At 33.1% G+C, this 20156-nt stretch carries 15 protein-coding genes; 13 read left to right on the top strand and 2 right to left on the bottom strand.

From position 1 onward, the window contains the following. The coding region (locus SOJ_RS06940; protein ID WP_037539502.1) for an IS3 family transposase at window positions 1-113 on the top strand (113 nt) is incomplete at its 5' end. A 107-nt stretch (window positions 114-220) separates the two neighbouring features. On the opposite strand, the gene SOJ_RS06945 is transcribed toward SOJ_RS06940, so the two are convergent. Then, window positions 221-634, bottom strand: a complete 414-nt coding sequence (locus SOJ_RS06945; protein ID WP_002507354.1) for a universal stress protein — start codon at window positions 632-634, stop codon at window positions 221-223. A 228-nt stretch (window positions 635-862) separates the two neighbouring features. On the opposite strand from SOJ_RS06945, the gene SOJ_RS06950 reads away from it, so the two are divergent. From SOJ_RS06950 to pyk, 8 genes are all read left to right on the top strand, one after another. After that, a complete protein-coding gene (locus tag SOJ_RS06950; RefSeq protein WP_002507355.1) occupies window positions 863-2155 on the top strand; it encodes a DRTGG domain-containing protein in 1293 nt (430 codons plus the stop codon). Between the two features lie 36 nt (window positions 2156-2191). Continuing rightward, window positions 2192-3127, top strand: a complete 936-nt coding sequence (locus SOJ_RS06955) for a DHH family phosphoesterase (RefSeq protein ID WP_002507356.1) — start codon at window positions 2192-2194, stop codon at window positions 3125-3127. A 21-nt stretch (window positions 3128-3148) separates the two neighbouring features. Then, complete coding sequence (locus SOJ_RS06960) at window positions 3149-6352, top strand: DNA polymerase III subunit alpha (RefSeq protein ID WP_002507357.1); 3204 nt, start codon at window positions 3149-3151, stop codon at window positions 6350-6352. Between the two features lie 255 nt (window positions 6353-6607). Further along, the gene (locus SOJ_RS06965; RefSeq protein ID WP_002507358.1) at window positions 6608-7840 is read left to right on the top strand and encodes an NAD(P)-dependent malic enzyme; all 1233 of its coding nucleotides are present in this window, start codon (window positions 6608-6610) and stop codon (window positions 7838-7840) included. Window positions 7841-7920: 80 nt separating this feature from the next. Continuing rightward, a complete protein-coding gene (accD, locus tag SOJ_RS06970; RefSeq protein WP_002507359.1) occupies window positions 7921-8787 on the top strand; it encodes an acetyl-CoA carboxylase, carboxyltransferase subunit beta in 867 nt (288 codons plus the stop codon). Then, a complete protein-coding gene (locus SOJ_RS06975; protein ID WP_002507360.1) occupies window positions 8780-9724 on the top strand; it encodes an acetyl-CoA carboxylase carboxyltransferase subunit alpha in 945 nt (314 codons plus the stop codon). Before accD ends, SOJ_RS06975 begins: the two co-directional genes overlap by 8 nt. 337 nt (window positions 9725-10061) lie before the next feature. Further along, on the top strand, window positions 10062-11030 hold the full coding sequence (gene pfkA / locus SOJ_RS06980; RefSeq protein ID WP_002507361.1) for a 6-phosphofructokinase: 969 nt from the start codon (window positions 10062-10064) through the stop codon (window positions 11028-11030). A gap of 20 nt (window positions 11031-11050) precedes the next feature. After that, window positions 11051-12811, top strand: coding sequence for a pyruvate kinase (gene pyk, locus SOJ_RS06985; protein ID WP_002507362.1), 1761 nt, complete (start codon window positions 11051-11053; stop codon window positions 12809-12811). Window positions 12812-13037: 226 nt separating this feature from the next. On the opposite strand, the gene SOJ_RS06990 is transcribed toward pyk, so the two are convergent. Beyond that, entirely contained in the window at window positions 13038-14402 is a 1365-nt protein-coding gene (locus SOJ_RS06990) for an amino acid permease (protein WP_002507363.1), read from the bottom strand. 356 nt (window positions 14403-14758) lie between these two features. Here SOJ_RS06990 and SOJ_RS06995 point away from each other — a divergent pair, with 356 nt between their 5' ends. The 4 genes from SOJ_RS06995 (at window position 14759) to pnpS (ending at window position 20126) form a co-directional block, all read left to right on the top strand. After that, a complete protein-coding gene (locus SOJ_RS06995; protein WP_002507364.1) occupies window positions 14759-15877 on the top strand; it encodes a citrate synthase in 1119 nt (372 codons plus the stop codon). 104 nt (window positions 15878-15981) lie between these two features. Continuing rightward, on the top strand, window positions 15982-17250 hold the full coding sequence (icd, locus tag SOJ_RS07000; protein ID WP_002507365.1) for an NADP-dependent isocitrate dehydrogenase: 1269 nt from the start codon (window positions 15982-15984) through the stop codon (window positions 17248-17250). Window positions 17251-17721: 471 nt separating this feature from the next. Then, the gene (locus tag SOJ_RS07005) at window positions 17722-18432 is read left to right on the top strand and encodes a response regulator transcription factor (protein WP_002507366.1); all 711 of its coding nucleotides are present in this window, start codon (window positions 17722-17724) and stop codon (window positions 18430-18432) included. Beyond that, complete coding sequence (gene pnpS, locus SOJ_RS07010) at window positions 18432-20126, top strand: two-component system histidine kinase PnpS (RefSeq protein ID WP_037539504.1); 1695 nt, start codon at window positions 18432-18434, stop codon at window positions 20124-20126. The genes SOJ_RS07005 and pnpS overlap by 1 nt, the downstream gene beginning before the upstream one ends. Window positions 20127-20156: the final 30 nt, after the last annotated feature.

The raw sequence follows: 20156 nt of genomic DNA on the forward strand, positions 1-20156 counted from the left end.
ATAACATTGTAATAGATATTGTCGAAAATTACATTGAAAACTATAATAAAGTAAGAATTCAACAAAAACTAGGCTACTTATCTCCTATAGAGTTCAGGAAATTAGCATCCTAGAAAATAGTGTTTTTATTAAGTTCCCATTTTAAGGGTTCAGTGCCTTTGTGCGCTAGGTTTGTTTAGATGATAAACTCAAATTAATACAAAGGTGTTTGAGTTTTATATTATTTTACAATAAGAACAGGGATGTTTGCTCTTTTCGCCACCTTATGGCTGACGCTACCAAGGACAAATTTTTTCTTTTCCTCAGCTTTGCGGTTACTGAGTACGACGATTTCATATTTGCCACTATTTGCTTGTTTAACTAGTTGTTCTTTGGCACTGCCACGAACAATAATTTCATCATATTTGATGCCATATTCATCTAAAGCCTTACGTGTTGGCTCAAGTCCTTTGCTGCGCTTTTCAACTAGTTTATCTAAATGAATACCAGATTTAATTGATGATTGTGCATCTTGTTCACTAATTGAATTTAAAATAGTGACCGTCGTTCCTTCACCTGCTAATTTTGATACTTCTTTAAGTGCTTTTTCGTTAGTAAGTGTTGTATCTACACCAAGTAAAATATTTTTGAACATTGTTCATCCCTCCTTGATATCATTCTAATCAAAATTCCTTGATAAATCCAATTATAATATAAAATCTTACATATTAATTTCTTAAAAAGAATTATTTATATTATTTAAAAGGTGCAGTTCAACATTATAAAGTTATAATCTACCATAATTTGAATTGTGACATCGCAATTTTAGATATAAGAAGTTATAATGGCATAGAAACTGTTCAATAAAAATGAGGTTATTTAAATGACAAAGCATGAGCAAATTTTATCATATATAGAATCTCTAGCAGTAGGACAAAAAATTTCTGTTAGAAAAGTAGCGAAGGATTTAAGTGTATCTGAAGGTACAGCTTACCGAGCGATTAAAGATGCCGGTCAAATTGGCTTGGTAGCAACAATTGACCGCGTAGGTACTGTTCGCATAGAAAAGAAAACGCGCAAACAAATTGAACAACTTACATTTGGTGAAATTGTAAAAATTATAGACGGTCAAGTGTTAGGCGGCAGAAACGGTTTAATTAAAACACTAACCAAGTTTGCCATAGGTGCGATGGAGATAGACGATGTAGTAAAATATTTAAGTACGCATACATTATTGATTGTAGGTAATCGTAAAGATGTACAATTAGCAGCCTTAAAAAGAGGAAGTGCGGTGCTGATTACAGGTGGTTTTAGAACTTCTGATGAAATTATAAAGTATGCGGATGAACATGATCTACCAATACTTTCTTCTAATTATGACACATATCTAGTAGCTAACATCATTAATAGAGCAATGTATAACCAAATGATTCGTAAAGAAATATTGGTCGTTGAAGATATTGTAAAATCAGTGAAAGAGAGCACAGTAATCTTTGAAAATATGAAGTTGATTGATTATAAAGAAAAAGCAAGAGCTACAGGATATTCAAGATTTCCAGTTATTGATGAACAATGGAAATTAGTAGGTATTATTACGAGCAAAGAAATTATTAAAATGGATGATTATGACACGATAGCTCAGTTTATGACGAAGGCACCTATAAATGTCCAATTAACTACCACAGTAGCAAACTGTGCCCATATGATGATTTGGGAAGGTATAGAACTGTTACCAGTGACTACAAGTAGCAAAAAACTTATAGGTGTTATAACGAGAAAAGATGTATTAACAACGATGCAATTATTAAGTCGACAACCTCAAGTGGGAGAAACTATTAATGATCAAATTGCAAAACATATCAACATTACAAATAATGGTATTCAAGTACAAACTACCCCGCTATTAACGAATCAATATGGTACTTTAAGTAAAGCTGTATTTGTCGCTATAATTGAAGAAACAGTTCGCTATGAAATGAGAAAGTTAAAAAAACTTGAAGTCATGATAGAAAGTTTGAACATCATATATATTAAGACAGTACAAATCGAATCAGAAATCGATGTGCATTATGATATGTTAGATGTAGGAAGAAACTTTGCTAAACTAGAAGTGACAATGTCTACTGATGAGCATCATGTAGCGAAAGCAATGATTATCTGCCAGATGATAGATTAAACAAATTTTATATAACTAATGAAAAGGAAGATATAAATGACTAAAGAATTCAATCAAATTATGAGTGAAATTAACGAAGCTGAAACAGTTATTATACATAGACATGTCAGACCTGATCCAGATGCTTATGGTTCACAGCTTGGTTTGAAACACTATTTAACATTAAAGTTTCCAGAAAAAAACATATTTGCAGTTGGGGAATCAGAGCCTTCGTTAGATTTTATTGGAACTTTTGACGAAATTACAGATGAACAATATAAAGATGCATTAGTGATTGTTTGTGATACGGCTAATTCACCAAGGATTAGTGATGAGCGCTTTAATAAAGGTCGTTCCCTAATTAAAATCGACCATCACCCAGCAGTGGATCAATATGGTGATATTAATTATGTGAATGCACAGGCTTCTTCTACAAGTGAAATTATCTTTGACTTTATTACGCATTTTAATGACACAACAGTGATAGATGCCTCTGTTGCACGCGTACTATATTTAGGAATTGTTGGTGATACAGGGCGTTTCTTATTTAATAATACAACGCCCCATACGATGGAAGTTGCGAGCCAGTTACTCAAATATCCATTTAATCATAATGAAGAGCTTAATCAAATGGGCGAAAAAGACCCGAAACTCTTACCCTTCCAAGGATATGTATTACAGAACTTTGAGTTAGATGAAAATGGATTTTGTAAAATAATTATTACACAAGATGTGCTTAAGCAGTTTAATATTGCGGCTAACGAAGCTTCTTTATTTGTAAATGCGATTGCAGATATTCAAGGCTTGAAGATATGGGTCTTTGCTGTTGATGAAGGCACTGAAATAAGATGTCGCATCCGCTCAAAAGGCATTGTGATTAATGATATTGCAAGTGAATTTGGTGGTGGAGGTCATCCAAATGCATCAGGTGTTTCTGTTGCAAACTGGAACGAATTTAATTCATTAGCCGAAGCTTTAAATAATAAGTTGTAAGTATATAGGAGGTGTTTGCTGATGGTTACGCATTTAAATATTCATACAACATACGACTTATTACATTCTAGTTTGAGAATAAAAGATGTTGTTGCTAAGGCCGCTAAAGAAGGGTACACCGCGTTAGCGATTACAGACACAAATGTCTTATACGGTTACCCACAATTTTATGACGCGTGTATTGCAGCAAATATTCATCCTATTTTCGGTATGACGATTTTTGTGACAGATGGTTTAGAGTCAGTGGAAACGATAGTGCTAGCGCAAAATGAGCAAGGACTAAAAGATATGTTTAAGCTGTCGTCTGCTATAAAAATGAAAGAAAAAACTGAAACACCTATAGAGTGGCTGAAAAAATATCTACAGCATATTGTTGTTATTTTTAAAGATGTATCATCATCAAATGAAGCTATTGTAGCTGATTTTACTGATGATACACATATTTATGTAAATCATACGAGTGAAGTAACATTGGAATTACCAATGGTTTGGGCTCAAAGTACACGTTATCTTAACCAACAAGATGCTGATACGCTTACTGCGCTCGCTGCCATCAGGGATAACGCTAAATTAGATTTAGTGAGTGAACAACCTGATTATGATGCACATTTATACGATTATAGCGATTTGGCTACACTTCATTTAAGTAAGGAAGTGCTAGATAACACAAATCAACTTGCAACAATATGTCAGGCTGAAATGATATATCATCAGTCTTTATTACCTAAATTTAAAACGCCGGATAATCAGCAATCAAAAGATTATTTATGGCAAGTATTACAAGAAAACTTAAATCAACTTAATTTAAATCATAACCAATTCGACACTTATAGAGAAAGACTTGTCCATGAGTATCAAGTCATTACTCGCATGGGATTTGAAGATTACTTTCTTATAGTAAGTGATTTAATACATTATGCGAAAACGCATGATGTATTAGTAGGACCTGGTCGTGGTTCTTCGGCAGGGTCATTGGTAAGTTATCTTTTAAATATTACTACGATTGATCCTATACAATATAATTTATTGTTTGAACGTTTTCTTAATCCGGAACGTGTAACAATGCCGGATATTGATATTGATTTTGAAGATACGCATAGAGATAAAGTTATTCAATATGTCCAGGAAAAATATGGTGATAATCACGTTGCAGGTATTGTAACGTTCGGTCATTTGTTAGCTAGAGCAGTAGCTAGAGATGTTGGTAGAATTATGGGATTTGATGAGGTTACTTTGAATGAAATTTCAAAATTAATACCACACAAGCTAGGTATAACTTTAGATCAAGCTTACGAACAAAATGATTTTAAACAGTTTGTACACCGAAACCATAGGCATGAACGATGGTTTGAAATTAGTAAAAAATTAGAAGGGTTACCTCGCCATACATCAACACATGCTGCAGGTATCATTATTAATGATCACCCATTATACGAATATGCACCATTGACGTTAGGTGATACTGGATTATTAACACAATGGACGATGACGGAAGCAGAGAGAATAGGCTTGTTGAAGATCGACTTCTTAGGGTTACGAAATTTATCCATTATTCATCAAATTGTGAAACAAGTTAAAAAAGACACGAATACACATATTGATATAGAGCAAATACCTTTTGATGATAGCAAAGTCTTTCAATTATTATCTCAAGGGGATACTACAGGTATTTTCCAACTTGAATCAGATGGTATTAGAAATGTATTGAAAAAATTACAACCTGAACATTTTGAAGATATTGTAGCCGTAACGTCTTTATACAGACCAGGTCCTATGGAGGAAATACCTACTTATATTACGAGAAGGCATAATCCATCTAAAGTGCAATATTTGCATAGTGATTTACAACCGATATTAAGTAACACTTATGGCGTTATCATTTATCAAGAACAAATCATGCAAATTGCCAGTAAGTTCGCAAACTTTAGTTATGGAGAAGCGGATATTTTAAGACGTGCGATGAGTAAAAAGAACCGTGCTGTATTAGAAAGTGAACGTCAACATTTTGTGGATGGTGCTTTGAAAAATGGCTACGATGAAAGTTTAAGTAAACAAATATTTGATTTGATTCTAAAATTTGCAGACTATGGCTTTGCACGTGCCCATGCTGTAAGCTATTCTAAAATCGCTTATATTATGAGCTATTTAAAAGTACATTATCCTAATTATTTTTACGCTAATATTTTGAGCAATACTATCGGAAGCGAGAAGAAGACAGCGCAAATTATTGATGAAGCAAAGCATCAATCAATCAATATTTTAACGCCGAATATTAATCAAAGTCACTGGTTCTATAAAGCAACTAAACAGGGTATCTACTTGTCAATTGGTGCGATTAAAGGAGTAGGTTATCAAAGCGTTAAGTTAATTGTTGATGAACGCATAACAAATGGGCATTTTAAAGACTTTTTTGATTTTACAAGACGTATTCCTAAAAGGATTAAATCTAGAAAATTACTTGAAGCGCTCATATTAGTAGGCGCTTTCGACACCTTTGGCAAAAATCGTGCGACACTACTACAGTCAATTGATCAAGTACTTGATAGTTCATCTGATATTGAACAAGACGGCTTTATATTTGATGTATTAACGCCTAAAGCGACATATGAAGACAAAGAGGAATTGCCGGATAAAGTATTGAGTGATTATGAAAAAGAATATTTAGGCTTTTATGTTTCAACACACCCTGTCGAAAAAGCTTTTGAACAAAAGCAATATCTCGGTATATATAAACTTACTAATGCACGAGATAATCAACCGATTTTTGTTCAAATTGATAATATTAAACGTATACGTACCAAAAACGGTCAAAATATGGCTTTTGTAACACTAAATGATGGAGTTAATAGTTTGGATGGGGTCGTTTTTCCAGATACATTCAAAAAATATGAAACAGATTTGAAAACGGATGAGACATTTATCCTAAAAGGTAAGTTTGAAAATAGGAATAATAAGAAGCAGCTTATTATTAATCAGATAGAGACGGTTGAAGCTTTTGAAGTGAGTTCATTTGAACAAGCGAAACAAATTGTAATTAGAAACCTAAGCGATGAAACAGAATTAAAGCAATTTTTAACACAAACAGAAAATAGTAACTATATTCCTGTTAAGTATTTCCAAGAGGAGCAAAATAAGTTCAAAATCATAGGTTATATCACACGTGATAACGACGTATTAAATACATTTATACAACGGTTTTCCCCTTGGGATATAAGAATTATTTAACTTTAATAGCTCTATGAACTATGGTATAGTAAACTGATGGTTAAGCATAAACTTGCCGTCAGTTTTAATTCTAACTAAATTAAAGATAATAATTATTTAATGTCAAATCAATCTATATATTTTTATTACAAATATTAACTGTATGAGTGAAATCGACATCTTGTTAGCAATATCATTTGTAATTTAAGTTAGATTGTAATAAAAATATATATGAACTGATTTTTATACTAGTTGAATGTAAAGGGGTAGATTTACATGACATTGAGAGACGAAGCATTAGAAATGCATAGACGAAATCAAGGAAAGTTGGAAGTAACACCTAAGGTACAAGTTACTAATAAAGAAGAATTAAGTTTAGCTTATTCACCAGGTGTCGCAGAGCCTTGTAAAGAAATACATGAAGATTCTCGAAAAGTTTTTGAGTATACCATGAAAGGCAATACTGTAGCTGTTGTAACAGATGGTACAGCTGTTTTAGGATTAGGAAATATTGGTGCAGAAGCGAGTATCCCAGTAATGGAAGGGAAAGCAGTGTTATTTAAAAGTTTTTCTGGTATCGATGGTGTGCCTATTGCATTAAATACTACAGATACAGATGATATAGTGAATACTGTGAAATTATTAGAACCGAATTATGGTGGCATTAACTTAGAAGATATTTCAGCGCCGCGCTGTTTTGAAATAGAAGAGCGTTTGAAAAAAGAAACTAAAATACCAGTATTTCACGATGATCAACATGGTACAGCAATCGTTACAGTAGCAGGTATGATCAATGCCTTAAGAATAGTGGATAAAGATTTGTCAGACATTAAGGTCGTTCTTAATGGTGCCGGTGCAGCTGGTATGGCTATTGTTAAATTATTATATTCTTATGGTGTTAGAGATATGATTATGTGTGATTCTAAAGGTGCTATTTTTGAAGATCGTGCTTTCGGTATGAATGATACGAAAGCATACGTAGCTAAGTGGACTAATAGAGAGAAAATTGAGGGTAGCTTAAATGATGTCATCAGAGATGCTGACGTGTTTATAGGCGTTTCTGTTGCAGATTTATTAACAAAAGAGATGGTCGAATCTATGGCTGATGATCCAATTATCTTTGCTATGGCAAACCCTAACCCAGAAATTCAGCCAGATGTTGCAAAAGCAGCAGGTGCAAAAGTAATAGGAACAGGCCGTTCAGATTTTCCAAATCAAATTAATAATGTCTTAGCATTTCCGGGTATATTCAGAGGTGCTTTAGATGTAGAAGCAACACAAATTAATGAAGCAATGAAACAGGCTGCGGTTGAAGCAATTGCTAATTTAATTAATCAAGAAGAATTGAATCCTGATTATTGTATTCCTGGTCCGTTTGATAAGCGTGTAGCACCATCAGTCGCTAGAGAAGTTGCAAAAGCAGCAATGGAGTCTGGCGTTGCTAGAAATGATATGGATCCAGAGGAAATTTATGAAAAGACAATGAAATTAACAGACTTAGATAAATAATATTCGTTAATCCTGAACTCAATACGTGACTTACAGTTAAGTGTAGAGAAAGATTGCGATATTTATGTGGAGGTTTACCAATGTTTAAAGATTTTTTCAATAGAAGTAGTAAAAAGAAAAAGTACGTGACCGTATCGGATTCAAAACAAAGCGATGTTCCTGCAGGTATTATGACGAAATGTCCTAAATGTAAAAAAATTATGTATACGAAAGAATTAGCTGAAAACTTAAACGTTTGTTTTAACTGTGATCATCACATTGCACTTACAGCTTATAAACGTATTGAAGCTATTTCCGACGAAGGTACATTTAAAGAATTTGATAGAGGCATGACTTCGGCAAACCCATTGGACTTCCCAAGTTATGAAGAAAAAATCCAAAAAGATCGACAAAAAACTGAGCTGAACGAAGCAGTAGTGACTGGAACTGCAAATTTAGAAGGTATAAGTTATGGTGTTGCTGTTATGGATGCTAGATTCAGAATGGGCAGCATGGGTTCTGTAGTAGGCGAGAAAATTTGTAGAATTATTGAGCATTGTATTGAAAATCGTTTGCCATTTATTTTATTTTCAGCAAGCGGTGGAGCTAGAATGCAAGAAGGTATTATATCGTTAATGCAAATGGGTAAAACGAGTGTGACACTGAAGAAACACGCGGATGCGGGGTTATTGTATATTTCTTACATCACTAATCCAACTACAGGTGGTGTTTCTGCAAGCTTTGCTTCTGTAGGTGATATTAATCTTAGTGAACCAAAAGCGTTAATTGGATTTGCTGGAAGACGTGTCATTGAACAAACTATTAATGAAAAATTACCAGATGATTTCCAAACTGCAGAATTTCTATTAGAACATGGTCAATTAGATAAAGTAGTACATAGAAAAGAAATGAAAACAACGTTATCTAATATCTTAAAAATGCACCAAGAGGTGAAAACAAATGCTTGATTTTGAAAAGCCGCTTTTTGAAATAAAAAATAAAATTGAATCATTAAAAGAATCTCAAGAAAAGAATGATGTAGATCTTCAAGAAGAAATTGATATGCTCGAAGCTTCTTTAGAGAGAGAGACTGAAAAGGTATATACAAACCTTAAACCATGGGATCGTGTGCAATTAGCACGTTTACAAGAAAGACCTACATCTTTAGATTACATACCTTATATATTTGATTCATTCATGGAACTTCATGGTGATAGAAATTATAGAGATGATCCTGCAATGATTGGTGGCATTGGTTATTTGAATGGCCAAGCTGTTACTGTAGTTGGACAACAACGTGGTAAAGATACCAAAGATAATATTTATCGTAATTTTGGGATGGCACATCCAGAAGGTTATAGAAAAGCAATTAGATTGATGAAACAGGCGGAAAAATTCAATCGACCTATTATTACTTTTATCGATACTAAAGGTGCGTATCCAGGTAAAGCAGCAGAAGAACGTGGACAAAGTGAATCTATCGCTAGAAACTTAGTTGAAATGGCTTCGTTAACAGTGCCAGTCATTTCTATTGTGATTGGTGAAGGTGGTAGTGGAGGAGCTTTAGGTTTAGGTATTACAAATCGTATATTGATGCTTGAAAATAGTACGTATTCTGTTATTTCACCTGAAGGTGCTTCTGCACTGTTATGGAAAGACAGTAATCTTGCAAAAATTGCTGCAGAAACAATGAAGATTACTGCTGAAGATTTACGTGAACTCAATATAGCTGATGATGTAATTAAAGAACCATTAGGTGGTGCACACCATGATGTTGAAATTCAAGCACAAAACATCAAGAAAGGTTTTGAATATCATTTAGCAGAATTAAGTCAGCTAAGTAAACAACAACTTGTTGATGACCGTTATGCAAAATTTAGAAATATTGGAGCATTTCACGAATAATATCAAACATATTGAGATGAGCTGTGAAAAAATCTATGACGATAGATTTTTTCACAGCCATTTTTATAGTTGTAGAGAAGTAGATTGAGTAAACACAAATATTTATTTTATTTAAAAAATAAATATATTGTTTAAGAAATATAATTTAAAGGTAAATACATAAGAGCGCTCATTTCATTTTTGCCGAAAATTATAGTAAACGCTTACTATTTATAAATTAATAGTTTAGATTACTTTAAAACGTTTACATTTGGCACAAAGCCTTATTTTAATGGCACCATTGTATTATTTATGGTATTTTTAGAATAAGAAATACATGTTAGAAAGGTTTGTCGTCATGAAAAAAATTGCAGTGTTGACAAGTGGTGGAGATTCTCCAGGCATGAACGCAGCTATAAGAGCTGTAGTTAGAAAAGCGATTTTTAATAACATTGAAGTCTATGGTGTTTACCAAGGCTATCAAGGTTTATTAAACGATGATATCGAAAAGCTTGAACTCGGTTCTGTTGGGGATACAATTCAACGCGGAGGCACTTTTTTATATTCAGCAAGGTGTCCTGAATTTAAAGAAGTAGAAATGCGTAAGAAAGGTATAGAAAACTTACGTAAAAGAGGAATCGAAGGCCTTGTAGTTATCGGTGGAGATGGTAGTTACAGAGGCGCGCAACGTATAAGTGAAGAATGTGAAGAAATCCAGACAATTGGAATACCTGGTACGATTGATAATGATATTAATGGTTCAGATTTTACAATTGGATTTGATACAGCATTAAACACTATTATTGATTGTGTTGATAAAATCCGTGATACAGCATCGAGTCATGCTAGAACCTTTATTATAGAAGTTATGGGACGTGATTGTGGAGACTTAGCATTGTGGGCAGGCATGTCTGTAGGTGCAGAAACAATTATCGTTCCAGAGGTAGAAACAGACATCAAAGATGTAGCTGAAAAAATCGATAATGGTATTAAAAGAGGCAAAAAACATTCAATCGTCATGGTAGCAGAAGGTTGTATGTCTGGAGAGGCTTGCGCTCAAGAGTTAACTAAGTATATTAATGTTGATGCACGTGTTTCTGTATTGGGTCACATCCAACGTGGTGGTAGCCCAAGTGGAGCAGATCGTGTGTTAGCGTCACGTTTAGGTGGTCATGCAGTAGATTTATTATTACAAGGGAAAACTGCTATTGGTGTGGGAATCCGTAATAATGAATTAACTGATACACCATTTGAAGAAATATTTAGATCGGATCAACATGAGTTCGATTTTGAAACTTATGAATTAACAAATGAATTATCTATATAAAATACTTGGAGGCATTATTAATGAGAAAAACTAAAATTGTTTGTACTATTGGACCAGCGTCAGAATCGGAAGAAATGCTTGAGAAATTAATGAAAGCCGGAATGAATGTTGCACGTTTAAACTTTTCACATGGTGATCATGCAGAACATAAAGCAAGAATTGACTCGATTCGTAAAGTATCTAAAAAATTAGGTAAAACTGTTGCAATCTTACTTGATACTAAAGGACCTGAAATTCGTACACACAGTATGAAAGATGGCGGTATTGAACTTGAAAGAGATACTGAAGTCATCGTAAGCATGACAGAAGTAGAAGGTACACCTGAAAAATTCTCAGTAACTTATGATAATTTAATCAATGATGTAGAAGAAGGTTCATATATTTTATTAGATGATGGTTTAATTGAATTACAAGTTAAACGTATCGACAAAGATAATGGCGAAGTTGTTTGTGATGTATTAAACACTGGCGAATTAAAAAATAAAAAAGGCGTAAACTTACCAGGCGTTAAAGTAAGTTTACCTGGTATTACTGATAAAGATGCTGAAGATATTAATTTTGGTATTAGCGAAGGCGTTGATTTCATCGCAGCTAGTTTCGTACGTCGTCCAAGTGATGTACTTGATATCCGTAAATTACTTGAAGCACAAAAAAATACAACAATCAGCATTATACCTAAAATTGAAAACCAAGAAGGTATTGACAACATCAAAGATATTCTTGAAGTTTCAGACGGTTTAATGGTTGCACGTGGTGATATGGGTGTTGAAATTCCACCAGAATCAGTACCTATGGTGCAAAAAGATTTAATCAGACAATGTAATAAATTAGGCAAACCTGTTATCACTGCGACACAAATGCTTGATTCTATGCAAAGAAACCCACGTGCTACACGTGCCGAAGCAAGTGATGTTGCCAACGCAATCTATGATGGTACAGACGCAGTAATGCTTTCTGGTGAAACAGCTGCTGGACTTTATCCTGAAGAAGCAGTTAAAACAATGCGTAATATTGCAGTTTCTGCTGAGGGTGCACAAGATTATAAAAAATTATTGTCAGATCGCACTAAATTAGTAGAAACGTCACTTGTTAACGCAATTGGTGTTTCAGTTGCACATACAGCATTAAACTTAAATGTAAAAGCAATTGTTGCTGCTACAGAAAGTGGTTCAACTGCTCGTACGATTTCTAAATATCGTCCACAATCAGACATTATCGCAGTAACACCTAATCCAGAAACTGCACGCCAATGTGCTCTAGTATGGGGAATTCATCCAGTAATCAAAGAAGGACGTAAAACTACAGATGCATTATTAAATAATGCTGTAGCAACTGCAGTTGAAACTGAAAAAGTTCAAAATGGTGATTTAATTATTATCACTGCTGGTGTTCCAACAGGTGAAAAAGGTACTACTAACATGATGAAATTACATTTAGTAGGAGATGAACTTGCAAAAGGACAAGGTATTGGTAGAAATTCAGTTGTTGGCCAAACACTTGTTGTTAATAATGCAAATGAGTTAGAAGGTAAAGATCTATCTGAAACAATTATTGTAACGTCTTCAGTAGACGAAACACTTGTACCTTATATTGAAAATGCAATTGGTTTAATCACAGAGGAAAATGGCATCACTTCACCAAGTGCAATCATTGGTTTAGAAAAAGGTATTCCTACAGTTGTTGGTGTTGAAAACGCAACTAAAGAAATACAAAATGATGTTTTAGTTACTATTGATGCAAATCAAGGTAAAATCTTTGAAGGTTATGCTAACGTTTTATAATAGATTTACGAATATAAACTAATAGGTAGTTGTAAATTCCTGTTTGAAATAATATAAGAAGTTGAGAGTTAATTGAATTTTAAATTCAATTAACTCTCTTTTTAATTTTCACTCAACTTTATATGAAATAACAAAGTATTCTTGATTTTAATTATAATAAAAACTATCTATACACATTGGTTCGCAAGCAATGTGTATAGATAGTTCATTTTGAAAATATCTTTTTTTATTTATCTTGAGTATGTGCTACTTTTTTATATCTTAAGTACATTAAACTTAGCATAACGAACCATATTGGTGTTAAAAATACCGCTGTTCTTGTAACCTCATTTACGAACAATAAACAAAATACTAACAAGAAGAATATTAAGATGATATACCCCATATATTTACCGCCTACTAATTTAAAATTAGCCTGTTTGTGAGCTTCTGGGTTACGTTTAGTATAATTAATATAAGCAACAATGATTAATGCCCAAACAGCTAAAAACAACACTGTAGATACAGTGGTGATATAAGTGAAGACGAGTGTCGCATTCGGGACAATATAATTTAATAAAGCAGCAATCATCAGTAATGCACATGAGACAAATATTGCAATGTGCGGAACGCCATTTTTATTCGTTGATGCAAAATAAGGTGGTGCTTGTTTTTGATTAGAAAGACCAAAGAGCATACGACTGTTAGAAAAAATGCCGCTGTTACAAGAAGACGCCGCTGCAGTTAGAACAACAAAATTAATAATGCCTGCTGCAAATGGAATACCAATTAGTGCGAACAATCTAACAAATGGACTATCGTCAGGATTTATAGCATTCCATGGGATGATTGACATGATTACAGCTAATGCACCAACATAAAAGACTAATATACGTAAAGGAACGCTATTAATTGCTTTCGGTAGAGTCTTAGTTGGATCTTTAGTTTCGCCTGCAGTAACACCTATTAATTCGATACCCACAAATGAGAATACAGCCATTTGGAATGACATTAAAAATCCATTAACACCTTTAGGAAATATGCCATTATTGTATAAATTAGATAATGAAGCATGTCCAAATTGTGTATCATAGGCCATAATAATCATAATTGCACCAACAACAATCAAAGCAAGAATTGTTACTATTTTAATGATTGCAAACCAAAATTCTAATTCACCAAATAGTTTAGCACTTAATAAATTAAGTGACATAAGTACAAGTACACAGAATAATGCACTGATCCAATTTGGAATGTGAGGAAACCAAAAACTTACATATTTAGCAACTGCAGTTACCTCAGCCATACCAGTAATAATCCAACATAACCAATAAGTCCAACCAGTCACAAAACCTGCAAAAGAACCAATGTACTTATTCGTGACATCTGCGAAAGACTTAAAATTAGTATTTGTTACAAGCATTTCTCCTAAGCCACGCATAAACATAAATAGCATAAAACCAATGATGATATATGTAAGTAAAATAGAAGGGCCAGTTAACGCGATTGTTTGACCAGCTCCTAAAAACAGACCTGTACCAATTGCGCCACCAATTGCAATCAGCTGGATGTGCCGGTTGCTTAGTTCTCTCTGTAATTCATTGTTTGACATAATCTGCTACTCCTTCATTTTGTCGTTTTATTATTATGCAACTGTCTTTAAAATATTACAACTGTTTTTTAACTGAACCATAAAAAAATTAAGGATAAAACTACATTAATAATTAGTTATTAATAATGATAACCAAATGAAAAGTAATTAAAATTGAACTGTAAGGCTTTACATACTAGAATGAGTTTATAACACCATTTAATATCATGATGTGTTTTAAGGGTATATAAACAAATACTTATTTCTTAGTGTTCTGGCAAGAGGATTAAACTTTAAATATTCACAAAAGGGACGAAATTGGATATAATGGTTAATGAAAGCCATTTCATAACGAAATAGAAAAGGGGAATTTATATATGGCAGAGTTACAAAAAGGTTTAGAAGGGGTAATTGCATCTCAAACTAAAGTAAGTTCTATCATTGATAGTCAATTAACATATGCAGGTTATGATATTGATGATTTAGCTCAAAATGCTGAGTTTGAAGAAGTTGTCTTCTTGTTATGGCACTACCGATTACCTAATGAAGAAGAATTAAAAGAATTAAAAGAAAAACTTTTTGGATACATGACATTAAATCCTAGAGTGTATAGCCACTTTAAAGAATACGCTACTAGTAACGTGCATCCAATGACAGCGTTAAGAACATCTGTGTCTTATATTGCCCATTTTGATGAACATGCTGAAACTGAAAGCGATGAACAAACAATGGAGCGTGCGATACGTATTCAAGCTAAAATAGCTTCTCTTGTTACAGCATATGCAAGAGTTAGAGAAGGTAAAGATGTTGTAAAACCAAATAACGATTTAAATTATGCTGGTAACTTCTTATATATGTTAAGAGGAGAATTGCCTACAGATATCGAAGTCGAAGCGTTTAACAAAGCGCTTGTATTACACGCAGACCATGAGTTAAATGCCTCAACATTTACAGCAAGATGTGCTGTTTCATCATTATCCGATATGTATTCAGGTATTGTTGCTGCAGTTGGTTCATTGAAAGGTCCACTTCACGGTGGGGCAAATGAACGTGTCATGAGCATGTTATCTGAAGTGAAATCAATTGATGAAGTTGATAATTACATCGATGAAAAAATTGAAAATAAAGAAAAGATTATGGGCTTCGGACACCGCGTATATAAAGATGGTGATCCAAGAGCGAAATACTTAAAAGAGATGAGTAGAAAAATTACAGCAGAAACAGGTCAAAGTCAATTGTTTGATATTTCCGTTAAAATTGCTGATAAGATGAAAGAAGAAAAAGGCTTAATAGCCAATGTGGATTTCTTTAGTGCGACCGTTTATCATAGTATGAATATCGAACATGATTTATTCACTCCAATTTTTGCAGTAAGTAGAACTTCTGGTTGGATTGCACATATCTTAGAACAATATAGAGATAATAGAATTATGCGTCCAAGAGCTGAGTATATTGGTGAAACAGATAGAAAATATGAACCCATAGAAAAAAGATAATAAGTTTAATCATTCATTTTTAAAATATTTATTGTAATAATGAATGTACAAACAATATTTTTAGAAAATATTTAATCAAAAACAAAACACGGAGGTTTTTTTACATGTCAGGAGAAAAAATAGTAAAATCACAAGAAGGTTTAACAGTTCCAAATAATCCAATCATCCCATTTATTATTGGTGATGGTATTGGACCAGATATCTGGAATGCGGCTAGCAGAGTAATCGATGCAGCGGTTGAAGAAGCTTATAACGGTGAAAAGAAAATCGAATGGAAAGAAGTATTAGCTGGACAAAAAGCTTACGATGAAACTGGCGAGTGGTTACCTAAAGAAACACTTGATACGATTAATGAATATTTAATTGCTATTAAAGGTCCTTTAACAACACCAATTGGTGGCGGCATCCGTTCACTTAACGTTGCTTTACGTCAAGAATTAGATTTATTTACATGTCTACGTCCAGTACGTTGGTTCCAAGGCGTTCCATCACCAGTTAAACGTCCTGAAGACACTGATATGGTTATTTTCCGTGAAAATACTGAAGACATTTATGCTGGTATCGAATTCCAAGAAGGCACACCTGAAGTTAAGAAATTAATTGAATTCTTACAAAATGAAATGGGCGCTAAAAATATTAGATTCCCAGAAACATCAGGTATTGGCGTGAAACCAGTTTCTAAAGAAGGTACAGAGCGTTTAGTACGTGCTTCTATAAAATACGCTTTAGAAAATAATCGTAAATCATTAACATTAGTGCACAAAGGTAATATCATGAAATTTACTGAAGGCGCATTTAAACAATGGGGTTATGACTTAGCACATAACGAATTTGGTGATAAAGTATTTACTTGGCAGCAATATGATGAAATTGTTGAAAAAGAAGGTAAAGACAAAGCAAACGAAGCGCAAGAAAAAGCAGAAAAAGAAGGCAAAATTATCGTTAAAGATTCAATTGCTGACATTTTCTTACAACAAATTTTAACACGTCCATCAGATCATGATGTAGTAGCTACAATGAACTTAAATGGTGACTATGTATCTGATGCGTTAGCAGCACAAGTTGGCGGCATTGGTATTGCACCTGGTGCAAACATTAACTATGAAACTGGTCATGCTATTTTTGAAGCTACACATGGTACAGCTCCAAAATATGCAGGATTAAATAAAGTTAACCCATCATCTGAAATTTTAAGTGCAACATTAATGTTAGAACACTTAGGATGGCAAGAAGCTGCAGATAAGATTACTGAATCAATTGAGAAAACAATTGCTTCTAAAGTGGTAACTTACGACTTTGCTCGTTTAATGGACGGTGCTAAAGAAGTTTCTACTTCTGAGTTTGCAGATGAACTTATTAAAAACATCAAATAATACAAATTCGTATTGAGTCTTTAAAGATTCAATACGAATTGATTTTAAAAATACCAACAATATCTTAGGATTTTGTTGGTATTTTTTTGTGATTTTCATAAGTTAGTAAAAAGTGCCTCACAAATAGCATTTAATCCGCATTTTTTAATGTAAATTGTAAATTTAAGAACGTTGTTTGATGTATATTAACTCGAACAATTTCTCTGAATTGCATATTTTCAATGATATAAGTGTTCATGTTGTTAATTAAATGTTAAGATTTTGTTAACGTATGGTTTTTAAAAAAATCAGTGAAATGAAATCAACAGCGCAACAGATTGTTAACATCACAATTACATTAAATTCATGAATACTTAATTTGATCCTTTATTCTAGGTATTGTAAAGTTTATGTGAAAAGAATTTAAAGTATGTTATTTTTATTTAAATATAAGTTATAATTAATTTGTAAACACAAATATGGAGGTATACTATGTCACAAAAAGTACTTGTAGTAGATGATGAGCAATCAATCGTAACCTTATTAAAATATAATTTAGAACAAGCTGGGTATATAGTGGATGTAGCTTATGATGGAGAAGAAGCACTGGAGAAGGTCAATGCTACAAATCCCGAATTAGTTGTGTTAGATGTCATGCTTCCAAAAAAAGATGGAATAGAAGTTTGTAAAACGATTCGTTCTGATAAAAATCTTGTACCCATCTTAATGCTGACAGCTAAAGATGATGAATTTGATCGTGTACTAGGACTAGAACTTGGTGCAGATGATTACATGACTAAACCATTTTCACCAAGAGAAGTAGTAGCAAGAGTCAAAGCTATTTTAAGAAGATCTGCGATGGTTACAGAAGCAGCTCAAATTGAAAATGATGAAGATGACATACTTATTGGTTCAATCAGAATTAGACCAGAATATTTTGAAGTGTATAGAGAAGATGAATTATTAGAATTAACACCAAAAGAATTTGAACTGTTATTATATCTTATCGAAAGACAGGGTAGAGTGATCACACGTGAACATATGTTAAATTCAGTATGGAATTATGAATTCGCGGGTGACTCTAGAATTGTGGATGTACATATTAGTCATTTAAGAGATAAATTAGAAGAAAACCCAAAACAACCTAAACTTATCAAAACAGTACGAGGTTTGGGATATAAGTTGGAGAGACCTAAGGTTTAATGCTGAAGTTTCATCACCGCCTCTTATTTTTATTATGTACCATCGTTATCATTAGCTTTATTATGCTAGGCGCAATCATAACACATGTTATTTATAACACGGTTACTACGGGTCAAGAAGGGGACCTAGAGCATCGTTCAGAGCATTTCGTTAGTTTGTACAACCATGATAAAATAGCTGAAATCAAAGATATTGCTGAAAGTGAAAAATATACTGTAGTTATTGAAAAAGGTAACGATGTCTTGTTGTCCACAAAACAAGGAACTGAGATAAATGAAGATATAAGAAATGATGCTATTCCTTCGAACCTAATTTATGATAAAGTAGCTGATGATCGAAGATATACATTCAAGACTTCAATCAAAGATAAAGATGTTTTGATTAGTGGTGTAAATAATGAAATCTTAGAATTACAAATTGAACTGTGGAAATACACGGCTTTAATTGGTTTAATTGTTTTAGTGATTATTTTCTTTGTCGTTCGAAGTATCAATAGAACGTATATAAGACCTATTAATGAAGTAACGTATGCCACGAACCTTTTGGCTGAGGGGTATTATCATGTGAGGGTGCCAGAGAGCAACGTAAAAGAGACGAGAGAGTTGTTCGTTACTACAAATGAATTAGCTAGACGTTTACAACGTTTAAATCATAAGCAAAAGCTACAATCCAATAGATTAAAAACAACTGTAGAAAGTATTCCGAGTTCTATATTAATGATTGATAAATATGGTGAAATTGTTGTAGCAAATAAAGCATATTATGAGTTATTTACGCCTGAAGAAGCAGTAGAGCATAAAAGTTATGTTGAGTTTATCGATGTTAAAATCCAAAAACTTATTGTTGATGCGTTTAAAGTAGAAAAACCTATTTATGATCAAGTAGAATTAACCATAGATCAAGTGCATCAGAAATATTTTGATACTGCTTGCGTACCAATTTTGTCAAAAACTAAGAAAAATTTATATGGCATGGTTATTGTTATGCATGACATCACAAACCTTAAAAAGCTTGAAAATTTACGTCGTGAATTTGTAGCAAATGTATCACACGAATTAAAAACACCTATTACTTCAATAAAAGGATTTGCTGAAACATTACTAGATGGGGCAAAAAATGATGAACAGGCATTAGATGATTTTTTACAAATAATTTCTAAAGAATCTAATCGCATAGAAACCTTAGTTTTTGATTTACTAGATTTATCTCATGTCGAACAACAATCTGAAATAGAAACTGAATATATTAGTTTGTCTGACATTGCGGAACTAACGATTAAAAATATGCAGACGATTGCTGAAAGTAAAGATATAACAATTGTAAATGAAGTGACACCTGATATTGTCATTGATGCAAATAATGATAAAGTTTCACAAGTTGTTATCAATTTACTATCAAATGCAATTAGTTACTCTAAGGAATCGGATGAAGTTATTGTGCGTGTATATAAAGAGGGCAATAAGCGTATACTAGAAGTAGAAGATTTCGGTATGGGTATAAGTGAAGAAGACCAAAAACATATTTTTGAACGCTTTTATAGAGTAGATAAAGCACGTAGTAGAGATTCAGGTGGCACAGGCTTAGGATTGTCTATTACAAAACATATTATGGAAGCCCATAATGGTAGAACTAATGTAATTAGTAGTCCGAATGAAGGCTCAACATTTAGAATTACATTTTTTGAAACGGAATAAGTATACTTTAAATTTATAATTGTTGTGTGA

The sequence above is a fragment of the Staphylococcus sp. OJ82 genome, from assembly GCF_000294465.1.
Lineage (GTDB): Bacteria > Bacillota > Bacilli > Staphylococcales > Staphylococcaceae > Staphylococcus > Staphylococcus equorum.